The sequence below is a fragment of the Bradyrhizobium sp. BR 10261 genome, from assembly GCF_019455395.1.
Taxonomy (GTDB): domain Bacteria; phylum Pseudomonadota; class Alphaproteobacteria; order Rhizobiales; family Xanthobacteraceae; genus Bradyrhizobium; species Bradyrhizobium manausense.
This window is the reverse complement of sequence record NZ_JACOFQ010000007.1, coordinates 40001-53151: the sequence shown is the minus strand read 5'-3', so window position 1 is coordinate 53151 and position 13151 is coordinate 40001. Positions and strand designations below refer to the sequence as shown.

Annotated in this window: 11 protein-coding genes (1 of these 11 cut by a window edge); 8 read left to right on the top strand and 3 right to left on the bottom strand. The window is 62.6% G+C overall.

What is annotated here, in order from left to right:
• Positions 1 to 89: 89 nt before the first annotated feature.
• Both HYH07_RS09845 and HYH07_RS09840 read left to right on the top strand, forming a co-directional pair.
• Positions 90 to 1262, top strand: coding sequence for an acetyl-CoA C-acetyltransferase (locus HYH07_RS09845; RefSeq protein WP_220002307.1), 1173 nt, complete (start codon positions 90 to 92; stop codon positions 1260 to 1262).
• Positions 1263 to 1355: 93 nt separating this feature from the next.
• Entirely contained in the window at positions 1356 to 2900 is a 1545-nt protein-coding gene (locus tag HYH07_RS09840) for an acyl-CoA synthetase (protein ID WP_220002306.1), read from the top strand.
• A gap of 141 nt (positions 2901 to 3041) precedes the next feature.
• Here the strand turns inward: HYH07_RS09840 and HYH07_RS09835 are convergent, their stop codons facing one another.
• The gene (locus HYH07_RS09835) at positions 3042 to 3584 is read right to left on the bottom strand and encodes a methylated-DNA--[protein]-cysteine S-methyltransferase (protein ID WP_220002305.1); all 543 of its coding nucleotides are present in this window, start codon (positions 3582 to 3584) and stop codon (positions 3042 to 3044) included.
• 138 nt (positions 3585 to 3722) lie between these two features.
• On the opposite strand from HYH07_RS09835, the gene HYH07_RS09830 reads away from it, so the two are divergent.
• The 5 genes from HYH07_RS09830 to HYH07_RS09810 all read left to right on the top strand — a co-directional run bounded on the left by HYH07_RS09830 (position 3723) and on the right by HYH07_RS09810 (position 10057).
• Entirely contained in the window at positions 3723 to 4541 is an 819-nt protein-coding gene (locus tag HYH07_RS09830; protein ID WP_220002304.1) for an alpha/beta fold hydrolase, read from the top strand.
• 2 nt (positions 4542 to 4543) lie between these two features.
• Entirely contained in the window at positions 4544 to 5356 is an 813-nt protein-coding gene (locus HYH07_RS09825) for an alpha/beta fold hydrolase (RefSeq protein ID WP_220002303.1), read from the top strand.
• Positions 5357 to 5681: 325 nt separating this feature from the next.
• Complete coding sequence (locus HYH07_RS09820; protein ID WP_220002302.1) at positions 5682 to 6482, top strand: phytanoyl-CoA dioxygenase family protein; 801 nt, start codon at positions 5682 to 5684, stop codon at positions 6480 to 6482.
• 162 nt (positions 6483 to 6644) lie between these two features.
• Positions 6645 to 7952: an NAD(P)H-dependent oxidoreductase gene (locus HYH07_RS09815; RefSeq protein WP_220002301.1), complete on the top strand. Its 1308-nt coding sequence runs from the start codon at positions 6645 to 6647 to the stop codon at positions 7950 to 7952.
• Positions 7953 to 8107: 155 nt separating this feature from the next.
• A complete protein-coding gene (locus HYH07_RS09810) occupies positions 8108 to 10057 on the top strand; it encodes a PAS domain-containing sensor histidine kinase (protein ID WP_220002300.1) in 1950 nt (649 codons plus the stop codon).
• 17 nt (positions 10058 to 10074) lie between these two features.
• Here HYH07_RS09810 and HYH07_RS09805 read toward each other — a convergent pair whose 3' ends face one another.
• Positions 10075 to 11814, bottom strand: a complete 1740-nt coding sequence (locus HYH07_RS09805; protein WP_220002299.1) for a sulfatase-like hydrolase/transferase — start codon at positions 11812 to 11814, stop codon at positions 10075 to 10077.
• Positions 11815 to 11821: 7 nt separating this feature from the next.
• Positions 11822 to 11989: a hypothetical protein gene (locus HYH07_RS09800; RefSeq protein ID WP_220002298.1), complete on the bottom strand. Its 168-nt coding sequence runs from the start codon at positions 11987 to 11989 to the stop codon at positions 11822 to 11824.
• 118 nt (positions 11990 to 12107) lie between these two features.
• Here HYH07_RS09800 and HYH07_RS09795 point away from each other — a divergent pair, with 118 nt between their 5' ends.
• On the top strand, positions 12108 to 13151 hold the 5' portion of the coding sequence (locus tag HYH07_RS09795) for a TRAP transporter substrate-binding protein (protein WP_220002297.1). The gene runs 45 nt beyond the window's last position; only the first 1044 of its 1089 coding nucleotides appear in the window; the start codon lies at positions 12108 to 12110; the stop codon falls past the right edge of the window.

The window sequence follows — 13151 nt, the reverse complement described above, 5'->3', positions numbered from 1 at the left end:
ACAAGAGTTAATTGATCGATTGACTAAATCATAGCCCACCCCTTAAAACCCCCACAACCCAATTCAGAACAATCCTGGGAGAGACCGAAATGGCCGAGGCATACATCGTCGCCGCTGCGCGGACCGCCGGCGGGCGCAAGGGGGGCCGCCTCGCCGGCTGGCATCCGGCCGATCTGGCCGCGAAGGTGCTGGACGAGCTGGTCGATCGCACCAAGGTTGATCCGGCCCTGGTCGAGGACGTGATCATGGGCTGCGTGATGCAGGTCGGCGAGCAGTCCAACAACGTCGCGCGCAACGCGATCATGGCCTCGAAGCTGCCGGAAAGCGTGCCCGGCACCTCGATCGACCGCCAATGCGGCTCCTCGCAGCAGGCACTGCACTTCGCCGCGCAAGCCGTGATGTCCGGCGCGATGGACGTGGTAATCGCGGCCGGCGTGGAATCGATGACGCGCGTGCCGATGGGCCTGTCGTCACAGCTGCCGGCCAAGAACGGCTTTGGCAATTACAAGAGCCCGGGCATCGAGAAGAGATATCCGAACATCGTGTTCAGCCAGTTCACGGGCGCCGAGATGATGGCCGAGAAGTACGGCCTGTCGAAGGATGATCTCGACGAATATTCGTTCCAGAGCCATCAACGTGCGATCGCAGCGACGCAAGCCGGCCACTTCAAGAAGGAGATTGTGCCGCTCGAGATCGTCAGAGCCGACGGCTCCAAGGATACCCACCACATCGACGAGGGCATCCGCTTCGATGCCACGCTCGAGGGCATCAAGGGCGTCAAGTTGATCGCCGAGAACGGTAAGCTCACCGCAGCCAGCGCCAGCCAGATCTGCGACGGCGCCTCCGGCGTCATGGTGGTGAACGAGCGCGGCCTCAAGCAGCTCGGCGTTAAGCCGCTCGCACGCATCCACCACATGACCATGACCGGCGGCGATCCCGTCATCATGCTCGATGCGCCCCTGCACGCCACCAAGAAGGCGCTGGATAAGGCCGGCATGACGATCGACGACATCGACCTGTTCGAGGTCAACGAGGCCTTCGCCTCGGTGCCGACCGCGTGGCTGAAGACCACCGGCGCCGATCCGGAGCGTCTCAACGTCAACGGCGGCGCCATCGCGCTCGGCCATCCGCTCGGCGGCTCCGGCACCAAGCTGATGACGACGCTGGTTCACGCCCTGCACCAGCGCGGCAAGCGCTATGGTCTGCAGACCATGTGCGAAGGCGGCGGCATGGCGAATGTGACGATCGTGGAGCGGCTGTAGGCTGCGGCATTGACAGTGACGTCCCGGTCTGGTGCGCAATTGCGCACTAGGCCGGGATGACACCGTTATTGTATTTGGCGTGAGAACTCGACCGTGACCCATCCGTCCATGTACGCAAAGACCACGCCCGACAAGATCGCCTACCAGATGGCCGGGACCGGCAAGGCGATCACCTATCGCGAACTCGACGAGCTCTCGAACCAGGGTGCGCAGCTGTTCCGCTCGCTGGGACTGAAGGCCGGCGATCACATCGCGTTGCTGATGGAAAACCGCCTCGCCTTCATGGAGATCTGCTGGGCGGCGCAACGCAGCGGGCTCTATTACACCGCGATCAGCCGCTATCTGAAGCAGGACGAGATCGACTACATCATCGGCGATTGCGGCGCCAAGGTCGTGATCACCACGCCGAAATGCGCCGAGCAGATCAAGGACCTGGTCAAGGGCAAGCCGGGCGAGCCCATCTTCTACATGGTCGACGAACCGCTGCCCGGCTTCCGCTCCTACGACAAGGAAGCCGCGGCGCAGCCGACCACGCCGATCGCGGACGAGGTCGCCGGCTACGACATGCTGTATTCGTCGGGTACGACGGGTCGGCCCAAGGGAATCAAGAAGGCCTTCGAGGGCAACAAGATCGACGTGCCGAACGCGTTCCTGCGGGTGCTCTGCGCCGACATGTGCGGCATGAACGCCGAGAGCACCTATCTGTCGCCGGCGCCGCTCTATCACGCAGCTCCGCTGCGCTTCAACATGATGGCGATCGTGCTCGGCGGCACCTCGATCATCATGGAGCATTTCGACGCCGAGGAATTCCTCAAGCTCGTCGAGAAGTACAAGGTCACGCAAACGCAGCTGGTACCGACCATGTTCGTACGCATGCTGAAGCTGCCGGACGAAGTGCGCGCCAAGTACGACGTTTCGACGCTGAAGGGCGCGATCCACGCCGCCGCGCCCTGCCCGGTCGACGTGAAAGCAAAAATGATCGAATGGTGGGGGCCGATCCTGATCGAGTATTACGCGGGCTCGGAAGGCAACGGCGTCACCGTCTGCAATTCGCAGCAATGGCTGGAGCATCGCGGCAGCGTCGGCCGCGCCGTGGTCGGCAAGATCAAGATCCTGGACGAGAACGACGAGGAGGAACCGGTCGGCGAGATCGGTACGGTCTATTTTGCCGACGCGCCCGCCTTCACGTATCACAACGATCCGGAGAAGACGAAGAAAGCCTACAATGCCAAAGGTTGGTCAACGCTCGGCGATGTCGGTTATCTCGACGAGGACGGCTTCCTCTACCTCACCGATCGCAAGTCCTATATGATCATCTCGGGCGGCGTGAACATCTACCCGCAGGAGACCGAGGATGTACTCATCACCCATCCCGAGATTGCCGACGTCGCCGTGTTCGGCGTGCCGAACGAGGAGATGGGCGAAGAGGTCAAGGCCGTGGCGCAGCCGCACGACATGAAGCGCGCCGGCAAGGCGCTCGAAGCGGAGCTGATCGCCTATTGCAAGACGCGTCTCTCCGCCATCAAGTGCCCGCGCTCGATCGACTTCGAAGCCGAGCTGCCGCGCACGCCGACGGGCAAGCTGGTGAAACGGCATCTGCGCGATCGGTATTGGCCGAAGGCAGCGGTGAAGATTTAGCGGGATTGGTAGGGTGGGTTAGCCGAAGGCGTAACCCACCTCTTTTGTTTCCGCGGAAACAGAAGTGGTGGGTTACGCCGAACAGATGTGCTTCGCACATCCGCAGGGCTAACCCACCCTACGATGTCGGTGCCCGCAGCCTCAATCAAACAGGCTCGGCGTGTGGTTCACCAGCGCGCCTTCGATCTCGAGCATCTTCAGCTTCGTCACCACGCCGCCATTTGCCGAGAATCCGCCGGGCTTGTTGCCGGCCGCGAGCACGCGATGGCAGGGCACGACGATCGGGCATGGGTTGCGGCCGAGCGCCTGGCCGACGTCGCGCGAGAGCTGCACGCCGCCCAATTGCTTGGCGATGTCGCCATAGGTGATGGTCTTGCCGGGCGGGATGGCGCGGGCGATCTCGTAGACGCCGCGGTTGAATTCGGGCACGCCGTCGAGATCGAGCTCGATATCGGTGAGGTCGTCGTGCTCGCCCGCGAGCAGTTTTGTCATGCGGTCGATGGCGTGCTGCACCTCAGGCGTCGGCTCGACTTCGGTGGCGTCGGCATGGCGCTGGCTGATGCGGGTGCGGATCTTCTGCTCGCCGCCCATCGGCAGCTGCGTGCCGTTGATGCCGCGCGGGCCCCAGGCGATGGCGCAGAGGCCGATCCTGGTGTCGAACAGGGCGAAATGCTGGTCGGTCATGACTTGGTTCCTGAGCTTGCGTCCTTCTCGCATGCCCCCATTGTGTTCTCCGCCTAAATCTAGGCTTGGAAATAGTTGCGATCCACCCGGTTTCCGGGAATCTTGCACAGGAGTTCCGCCCTCTTTCGCGAGCCCCCAATGCAAAGCCTGCACGTCAACGGTTACGACATGCCCTATCTCGACGTGGGCGAAGACAAGGGCAAGCCGCCGCTGGTCTGCGTGCATGGCTCGCTCTCCGACTTCCGCGTCTGGGGCTGCGTGCTCGGCCCGCTGACGCAGCGGCATCGGATGATCGTCCCCAGCCTGAGGCACTTCTTCCCGGCAAAGTGGGATGGCGTCGGCGACACCTATTCGATTGCCCAGCATGTCAGTGATGTCGTCGCCTTCATCGAGAAGCTGGACCTCGGTCCGGTCGATCTGATGGGCCATTCCCGCGGCGGCCACATCTGCTTCCGCGTCGCGCAGCAGCGACCCGATCTGCTGCGGCGGCTGGTGCTGGCCGAGCCCGGCGGCGAGCTCGATGCTAGCCTCGATCCCGACTATGCCGGCGGGCCTTCGCCGCTGCTGGCGCGGTTCACGGCTTCGGCGGAGAAGATCGCGGCTGGCGATGTCGATGGCGGGCTTGCGGTGTTCGTCGACACGCTGGAAGGGCCCGGCACCTGGCCGCGATTGCCCGCGATGGTGAAGCAGAATCTGCGCGACAATGCGTATACGCTGATCGGCCAGGTCCGCGACAACCGGCCTCCGTTCTCGAAGGCGGATGCTGAATCCATCAAAATGCAGACGCTGTTCATCCTGGGCGCGCGGACCAAGGGCCTGCTGCCGAAGGTGCTGCACGCGCTCGCGGCGCACGTGCCCTACTCCAGGACGGCGATCATCCCGAACGCGACGCATCCGATGTTCGAGCAGGCGCCGCAGAAATATTCCGAAGTCGTCCTGGACTTTCTGGCGAGCTGATCATGCAGAGCTTTCGCGTCAACGGTTACGACATGGCCTATCTCGAAGTCGGCGAGGGCCATCCGCTGGTCTGCGTGCACGGCACACTCGGGGATTTCCGTACCTGGTATTCGGTGCTCGGCCCGCTGTCGAAAAATCATCGTGTGATCGCAGTCAGCCTGCGGCATTTCTTCCCTGAACATTGGGATGCCGTCGGTGACGACTACAAGATGGCGCAGCACGTCTCTGACGTGATGGCCTTCATCGAGCAGGTCAAGCCGGGCCCGGTCGACCTGATGGGCCATTCGCGCGGCGGGCACATCGCGTTTCGCCTCGCACAGGCGCGGCCCGATCTGTTGCGCAAACTGGTGCTGGCCGAGCCGGGCGGCGATATCGACGCCAGCCTGCCGCTGCCGGAAGGCACGCCGGCGTATCCACCGCTCGCGGCCAAGACGACACGCTCGGTCGAGATGATCCATGCCGGCGACATCGAAGGCGCGCTGCAAAACTTCTATGAGGGTATCGAAGGCGACGGCTCGTGGCGGCGGGTACCGGCGGCGGCAAAGCAGCAATTGCGCGACAACACGCTGACCTTCCTCGGCCAGATCAACGAGCAGCGCCGGCCCTACACGCGCAGCGATGCGCAGGCGATCAAGACGCCGACGCTGTTGATCGGCGGCGGCGCAACGACGGGAAGTCTGTCGGTGATGTGGCGCGTGCTGGCGGAGCACATCGCGGGCGCCAAGACGGCGGTGATCCCGAATGCCGGACACTGGATGTTCGAGCAGGCACCGCTGGAGTTCTGCGAAGTGGTGGATCGGTTTTTGGCGGAGTAGGCGGCCGGCTCTGTTTCACAACTTCAAAAACAACCCCATGCACAGGAGACGGCATCAATAAAATCAAAGGCTTACGTAAACCAAAACCGCCAATGATTGACTGCCTTCCCTCCAGCGATATCGTTGAATACGAATTCCATATTCCCTTCGGAGCCGCTGGTGATCCCTCTCGAAGCCAAGCCCGCCGTCATTCCGCGGCACGCGAAGCGTGAGCCCGGAATCCATCGGGCGACAGGGATGTAGATCAATGGATTCCGGGCTCGCGATTTCGTCGCGCCCCGGAATGACAACAATAAACAGAACGACAAAAACAGGAGGACGACCCATGAAACTGTCCCAGGAGCAATTGGAGTTCTTCCACCGCGAGGGCTGGCTGTTTCTGCCCGAACTGTTTACCCAGGAAGAGGTCGATCTCCTGGCGCGCGAGGCGGTCGGCATTTACGGCGCCAACCGGCCCGAGGTCTGGCGCGAAAAGAGCGGCGCGCCGCGCACGGCGTTTGCCGCGCATCTCTACAACGAGGCGTTCCGCATCCTGGCCAAGCATCCGCGCATGATCGAGCCGGTCGAGCAGGTGTTCGGCGAGCCTGTCTACATGCACCAGTTCAAGATCAACGCGAAATCGGCCTTCACCGGCGACGTCTGGCAGTGGCACCAGGATTACGGCACCTGGAAGCGCGACGACGGCATGCCGGAGCCGCGCGCGATGAACATTGCGATCTTCCTCGACGAGGTGATGCCGATCAACGGCCCCTTGATGCTGGTGCCACGCAGCCAGAATGCCGGCGATCTCGAGGCTTCGCACGACCTCGCCACGACGTCGTACCCGCTGTGGACGCTGGACGAGGACACGGTGACGCGCCTCGTCAAGCAGGGCGGCATTGTCGCGCCCACCGGCAAGCCCGGCGGCATGCTGATGTTCCACGGCAATCTGGTGCACGGCTCGAGCGGCAACATCACGCCCTACCCGCGCAAGATCGTGTACCTGACCCTGAACGCGGTCTCGAACTACATCCGTAACCCGACGCGACCCGAGTATATCGCCCATCGCGATTTCACGCCGATCAAGACGGTGGATGATGATGCACTGGTGCGGCTGGCGCGGGCACCGCGACAGGCGGCGGAGTGAATTAACTCGTGTAACATCCCTGGTCGTCATGCCCGGGCTTGTCCCGGGCATCCACGTTCTTCCTGCCGCGACCAAAGACGTGGATGGCCGGGTCAAGCCCGGCCATGACGAGCGGATAAAGGCGCGCAGTTCACGAACTTCTGCATCTCCGGAAAAATCCCCATGAACCTCTTCCGCCTCCTGCAAGCCCGCGCATCCGCCGGCAAGCCTGTCCGTGTCGCGCTGATCGGCGCCGGCAAATTCGGCTCGATGTTTCTGGCGCAGGTGCCGCACACGCCGGGACTGGAGGTGCCTGTTATCGTCGACATCGACCGCGAGCACGCGCGCGAGGCCTGCCGCACTGTCGGCTGGAGCGCCGAGCGGATCGCCGCAACCGTTTTCACCGATGACGGCGCGCGTGCGATCGCCGGCGGCGCGATGGATGTGGTGGTGGAGGCGACCGGCAATCCAGCCGTCGGCATCCGCCATGCGCGCGCCGCGATCGCGGCGGGCAAGCACATCGTGATGGTGAATGTCGAGGCGGACGTGCTCGCCGGCCCGTTGCTTGCCGAGGAGGCGCGCAAGGCGGGCGTGGTCTATTCGCTCGCCTATGGTGACCAGCCGGCGCTGACGGCGGAGATGGTCGACTGGGCGCGCGCCACGGGTTTTCGCGTCGTCGCCGCCGGCAAGGGCACGAAATATCTGCCCGCGTATCACGACGTGACACCTGACGGCGTCTGGCAGCATTATGGTCTCACCGCCGGCGAAGCACAGTCGGCCGGCATGAACCCGCAGATGTTCAACTCCTTCCTCGACGGCACCAAATCGGCGATCGAGATGGCCGCGATTGCCAATGCCTGCGCCCTCGACGTGCCCTCGGAGGGACTTCTGTTTCCGCCCTGCGGCGTCGACGATTTGCCGCACATCATGCGACCGCGGTCGCGCGGTGGCGTGCTGGAGCGCTCAGGCGTCGTCGAAGTGGTCTCCTCGCTGGAGCGCGACGGCCGGCCGGTGTTTCGCGATTTGCGCTGGGGCGTCTATGTCGTTCTGGAGGCGCCGAACGATTACGCCGCCGACTGTTTCAGGCAATATGGCCTGAAGACCGATGCCAGCGGCCGCTTTGCAGCGATGTACAAGCCCTATCATCTGATCGGGCTCGAGCTGAACATTTCGGTGCTGTCGGCGGCGCTGCGCGGCGAGCCGACCGGGCAGCCTTTCGGCTTCCGCGGCGATGTCGCCTGCGTGACCAAGCGCAATTTGCGCGCCGGCGAGATGCTCGACGGCGAAGGCGGCTACACCGTGTGGGGCAAGCTGGTGCCGGCGGCCGCGAGCCTCAAGGCAGGCGCCCTGCCGATTGGCCTCGCCCATCGTCTCAAGCTGAAGCACGACGTCGCCCATGGCGAGATCGTGCGCTGGAGCGACGTCGAGTTCGACGCCAATAGCGAGGCGATCAAGACACGGAAGGCGATGGAGGCGGCGTTCGCGACATAGCCAGGAGTCGTCGGGAGGATGCGGATCCGCTGGCGCTCGGCTGAAGCTCACAAACGGGTTCTCCCGAGCGATCCGACCAGCCGGATCGTTGGTTGCGCGGGAACCTCTCATGCGGTTGGGAATTAACCCCGTTCCGCCTTCTGAGTTCTCGTTGAATGAAAACAACCGCCGCCGCGGATCCCCAAAGCCTTGAGTTGCTGATCAACGGGATCATCGACTACGCCATCTTCATGCTGGATACCGATGGCCGCGTCAGGACCTGGAACAAGGGCGCTGAACGCCTCAAGGGCTATGCCGCCCATGAGATCATAGGGAAGCCTTTTTCGACCTTTTACACGCCTGAAGATCGGCAGAAGGGTTTACCGACCAAGGCGCTGGCAACTGCCGCGGAGACGGGACGCTTTGCCACTGAAGGCTGGCGCGTCAGAAAAGATGGCAGCCGCTTCTGGGCGCTCGTCGTTCTTGACGCCATCCGTGACGAGGAAGGCGGTCTGATCGGGTTCGCGAAGGTGACGAGAGACATCACCGAGCGGCAGCAGGCCCATAACGACCTCTTGGAAAGCGAACGACGATATCGCCGGCTCGTCGAAGCCGTCGTCGACTACGCGATTTTTCAACTCGATCCCTCCGGACATGTCGCGACCTGGAATCCCGGAGCCGAGCGCATCAAGGGTTATCGGCCGGAGGAGATCATCGGCCGGCATTTCAGCACCTTCTACACGCCCGAGGATCTTGAAAAGGGAGTGCCGAAACTGGCGCTGAAGGAGGCCGCCGAGAAAGGACGGTTCGAAGCCGAGGGCTGGCGCTTGCGCAAGGACGGCACGCGCTTCTGGGCCTCGGTCGTCATCGACAGGATTACCGACGAGAGCGGCACGATTATCGGCTTTGCGAAAGTCACGCGTGATCTCACCGAGCGGAAGCAAGCCCAGGAGGAGCTGCAGCGGGTCCAGGAGCAACTCGTTGCATCCCAGAAGCTCGAGGCGGTCGGACAGCTCAGCGGAGGCATCGCGCATGACTTCAACAATCTTCTGATGATCGTGCTGGGAAACCTTGAGAATGCGGAGCGCAACAGCCGCAACGTCGGCGGACCAAACCTCCATCGCGCGCTGGCCAACGCGAAGCGTGGCGCTCAGCGGGCCGCCGCGCTGACATCTCGGTTGCTCGCCTTCTCGCGCCGCCAGGCGCTCGACCCCAAGCCGATCAACCTCAACGGCTTCCTGAGTGGCCTGCAGGAGTTCCTTCAGCGCACTTTGGGTGAACGCATCGAGGTGCAGACGGTCGGCGGCGCCGGCCTTTGGCAGATCGAAGCGGACGTGAACCATCTGGAATCGACGATCGTCAACCTTGCGATCAATGCCCGCGATGCGATGCCTGACGGCGGGAAGCTGACCATCGAGGCCGCCAATGTCTCCGCTGACGAGGACTATTCGCGCGCCAACCCGGAGCTCGCGGCCGGCCAATATGTCGTCATCAGCGTGAGCGATACCGGCTCCGGCATGACGCCGGAGGTCCTCAATCACGCATTCGAGCCGTTCTTCACGACCAAGGAGCCTGGGCAGGGGACCGGGCTCGGACTGAGCCAGGTCTATGGTTTCGTCAAGCAGTCGGGCGGACATGTGAAGATCTACAGCGAGGTCGGGGAAGGCACGAGCATCAAGATGTATTTCCCGCGCTACGCGGGCAGTGCGCAGCCAAGTTCTGAGCAAGCGGATGAGTTGGTATCGGAAGGCGACGCTGTCGAGACCATTCTCATCGTCGAAGATGATGCCGATCTCAGGACCTACGTTTCGGACGTCCTGCGGGATCTCAATTATCGGGTTTTGTCTGCCAGCAGCGCGCAGGCCGCTTTGACCATTTTGTTGCAGGAAGATCAGCAGGTCGATCTGCTGCTGACCGATGTCGTCATGCCCGGCATCAACGGTCGCGATCTGGGACGGCGCGCGCAGCAGCTCAGGCCCAAACTCAGGATTCTCTACATGACGGGTTACTCGCGCAACGCCGTCGTTCACCAGGGGCGGCTCGACGAGGGCGTCGAACTGCTGGAAAAGCCCGTCACTCAGGCGAGGCTGGCGCTGAAGATTCGCGAGCTTTTGGATCGAAGCTGAACGAGCGCCAAACGCTATCACATGTGAGGTTTGAGCGACCTGAGCGCGCGCCTCGTCCTCGGCATCAGATCGATCAGGCCCAGATCCACGAGCGTGCGATGGAAACGGCGTTTCCGTTCGGAGCTTGAGGCGAAGTAGGCTTCCCGGCAATCATCCATCAAGCTCGCACGGGTGGCGAATATCGGATCAAGCGCAAGGCCCGCCCGTTGCAACGCGACAGTACCAAGGAAGGCGATATCGAGGTCGGCGCCTGGTCCGGGGCTGAAGTGAGGGATATTGAGGGCTTCTATCGCGTAGAAGGTACGAAAAGGGCTCCGCCCGTCTGCCGGCCGTTTCAGCTGTCGATCGATCTGTTTCGTCAGCACGGGTTGATGATCGCCGTAATGCACGATGAGAACAGGCCGGTCAGGGAAGCTGCTGGCCAGCCTGGCTCTGGCGGTTTGCCAGGCTGACGCGGTCTCTGCCAGTCGCGTGTAGTACTCGGCATATCCGGCATTAGGGAGGCTGGCCATGGCAAAGGCGCGTTCCCTCTCGAAATGGCCTGAGGGCACAAGCTGTCTGCTGTGCGGACCGTGATTGAAGTTGGTCAGCGCATAGAGAAATCTCGGCGTCGGGTCGTGAGCGACCCTCTTGGCATACGCAGCGATGACCGCATCCAGAAACACCGCGTCGGAATTTGTTGCCTCGAAACGCCTGAGATCGAACGGCGGGGGAAGTTCATCGACGAAGATGCGGTCGTCGATGCCGATCGAACTGTAGAATTTATCGTAGCTGAGAAATCCGCGGCGACAGCTGGATATCAATGTCGAGTGGTAGCCGAGCGAGGCCAACGAACGCGGCAGGCTGCTATGAAAGCGGCCGGCGCCCTTCTTGAAGAGATAGTAGGCGCTTGAACCGAAGCTGGCACTTGAGAGGCCGGTCAGCAGGCTGAATTCGGATTGCCACGATCCTCCGCCGAAGATGTCGACGTTCAGGCCGCCAAATTCCGCATCTGGCGGGGACAGGAAGGCTTCGACTGCTGGATCGACCGGAAGGCCGAAAATGCGCGGGTCGAAGACGGACTCGTGCTGGATGACGATGATGTCGGGAGAACAGGCGGAGCGCGCCGGCATGGCCTCCCGCAAGGGCAGTGGTTCGTTGGCGATATCGCTCAGCGCCAACGCACCGAACTGTCGCCAGCAAGCGGGGTCGACCAGCGAGGCCATGAAGGTTGAGTAGAAGCACCGCCCTTGGGTCAGAGTGAGCCGCAAAGACGTAACGCCCTTTGACGCGGAAGCCTTGGCAAAGCCGATGAGCGCAAGCAGGAGCAAGAGAACGCGAGGCGTGACGGGAATGGGAGAACCCGCGCCATAGAGCAGAACCGCGCTAGAGGCGAAGGCGAACAGCGCGCCTGCTGCCAGAACACCCAGCATCATGCGTGGGTATTGCAGGACAAAAAACGGGACCGTGCCCGCAAACGCCAGCGGCAAATCGGAAACAGTCAGCTTGAGCGCGCTGTGGTCGAATTTCACTGAGGAGATGCCTGATATCGCCACGGCCAGCAGGCCGGACAGTAGGATCGCTCGCTCGACATCGGCAACAAATACCAGCAGCAGGGCTGCATTGAAAAGAAGAGCTGCGACCGCAAACGGCAGATGTTCAACGCTCCGTTCGGTCAGCGCTACGGCGGCAATGATGGCTCCGAGAATGAAAATCAAAATCATGGATTGAGGATGCCCCGAGCTCTTGAATTTTGCAATTTGGGAGCTCGGATTCATCCGGGCATCATCTGCCGTTCTTCAAGGCAGCCGCCTCTCTTCCCTGGCCCTGGCAGTGAAGACCCGCAAAATCACGGAAGCGGCGTTCGCAGCGCAGCATCGACGGGCGCCGGCAAAACGGGGCGATCGCCGGGGCGACCAAAGTGCGCTTGATTTGCTGGTTTGCTTTGGTCATCCTGACCGCGATCCGGAATTCTGAATTTCGGACACACGTCGGGCGCCGGCGAAGACCAAAGCGACGACAAGATCGCGATCCCTCGTCGAGCTCTCGACACCACAGAGAGGGGAAATGCATGGAACGTCGTAAATTCCTGACGGCAGGCGGATTGGGCCTGGCCGCAAGTGCAGTCGCTGCGCCGGCGATCGCGCAATCGATGCCGGAGGTGCGATGGCGGCTCGCCGCGAGCTGGCCGAAGGCACTCGATACGCTTTATGGCGGCTGCGAATATTTCTGCAAGCGCGTCGCCGAGATCACCGACAACCGTTTCCAGATCCAGCCGTTCGCGGCCGGTGAGATCGTCCCGGGCCTGCAGGTGCTCGACGCGGTCTCGAACGGCACAGTCGAGATCGGCAACACCGCGCTGTACTATTACTGGGGCAAGAACCCCGCCTTCACCTTCGGCACGGCGCTGCCGTTCGGGCTGAACACGCGCCAGCATATTTCCTGGCTGCAATGGGGCGGCGGCCAGGACCTGATCAACGATCTGCTCAAGGAGCACAACATCATCGGCATCCCGACCGGATCGACCGGCGCCCAGATGGGCGGCTGGTTCCGGAAAGAGATCAAGTCGATGGCGGACCTGCAGGGCCTGAAATTCCGGGTCGGCGGCTTTGCCGGCACCATCATCGCCAAGGTCGGCGGCGTGCCGCAGCAGATTGCCGGCGGCGACATCTATCCGGCGCTGGAAAAGGGCACGATCGACGCAGCCGAATGGGTCGGCCCCTATGACGACGAGAAGCTCGGCTTCGTGAAGGTCGCCAAGTTCTACTATTATCCCGGCTGGTGGGAGGGCACGGGCCAGGGCCACAACATCATGAATCTCGACAAGTGGAACGCGCTGCCGAAGCACTATCGGGCCGCGGTCGAGAGCGCCTCGCGTGACGCCTTCACCTGGGTGACCGGCAAGTACGATGCCGTCAATCCGCCGGCGCTCAAGCGGCTGCTGGTGGCCGGCGCGATCCTGAAGCCGTTCCCGCAGGATGTGCTGGAGGGATGCTACAGCGCGGCCAGCGAGATCTACGCCGATCTCGCCAAGAGCAATCCGCATTTCGGCAAGATGTATGCGAGCCTGTCAGCCTATCGCAACGAATCGCTGGCCTGGATGCAGGTGGCAGAG

Excerpts from the sequence above, each read along its gene's own strand:
- HYH07_RS09845 (WP_220002307.1), top strand. The coding sequence starts at position 90 with ATGGCCGAGGCATACATCGTCGCCGCTGCGCGGACCGCCGGCGGGCGC.
- HYH07_RS09835 (WP_220002305.1), bottom strand. The coding sequence starts at position 3,584 with ATGACCGACCAGCATTTCGCCCTGTTCGACACCAGGATCGGCCTCTGC.
- HYH07_RS09830 (WP_220002304.1), top strand. The coding sequence starts at position 3,723 with ATGCAAAGCCTGCACGTCAACGGTTACGACATGCCCTATCTCGACGTG.
- HYH07_RS09825 (WP_220002303.1), top strand. The coding sequence starts at position 4,544 with ATGCAGAGCTTTCGCGTCAACGGTTACGACATGGCCTATCTCGAAGTC.
- HYH07_RS09820 (WP_220002302.1), top strand. The coding sequence starts at position 5,682 with ATGAAACTGTCCCAGGAGCAATTGGAGTTCTTCCACCGCGAGGGCTGG.
- HYH07_RS09815 (WP_220002301.1), top strand. The coding sequence starts at position 6,645 with ATGAACCTCTTCCGCCTCCTGCAAGCCCGCGCATCCGCCGGCAAGCCT.
- HYH07_RS09810 (WP_220002300.1), top strand. The coding sequence starts at position 8,108 with ATGAAAACAACCGCCGCCGCGGATCCCCAAAGCCTTGAGTTGCTGATC.
- HYH07_RS09805 (WP_220002299.1), bottom strand. The coding sequence starts at position 11,814 with ATGAATCCGAGCTCCCAAATTGCAAAATTCAAGAGCTCGGGGCATCCT.
- HYH07_RS09800 (WP_220002298.1), bottom strand. The coding sequence starts at position 11,989 with ATGACCAAAGCAAACCAGCAAATCAAGCGCACTTTGGTCGCCCCGGCG.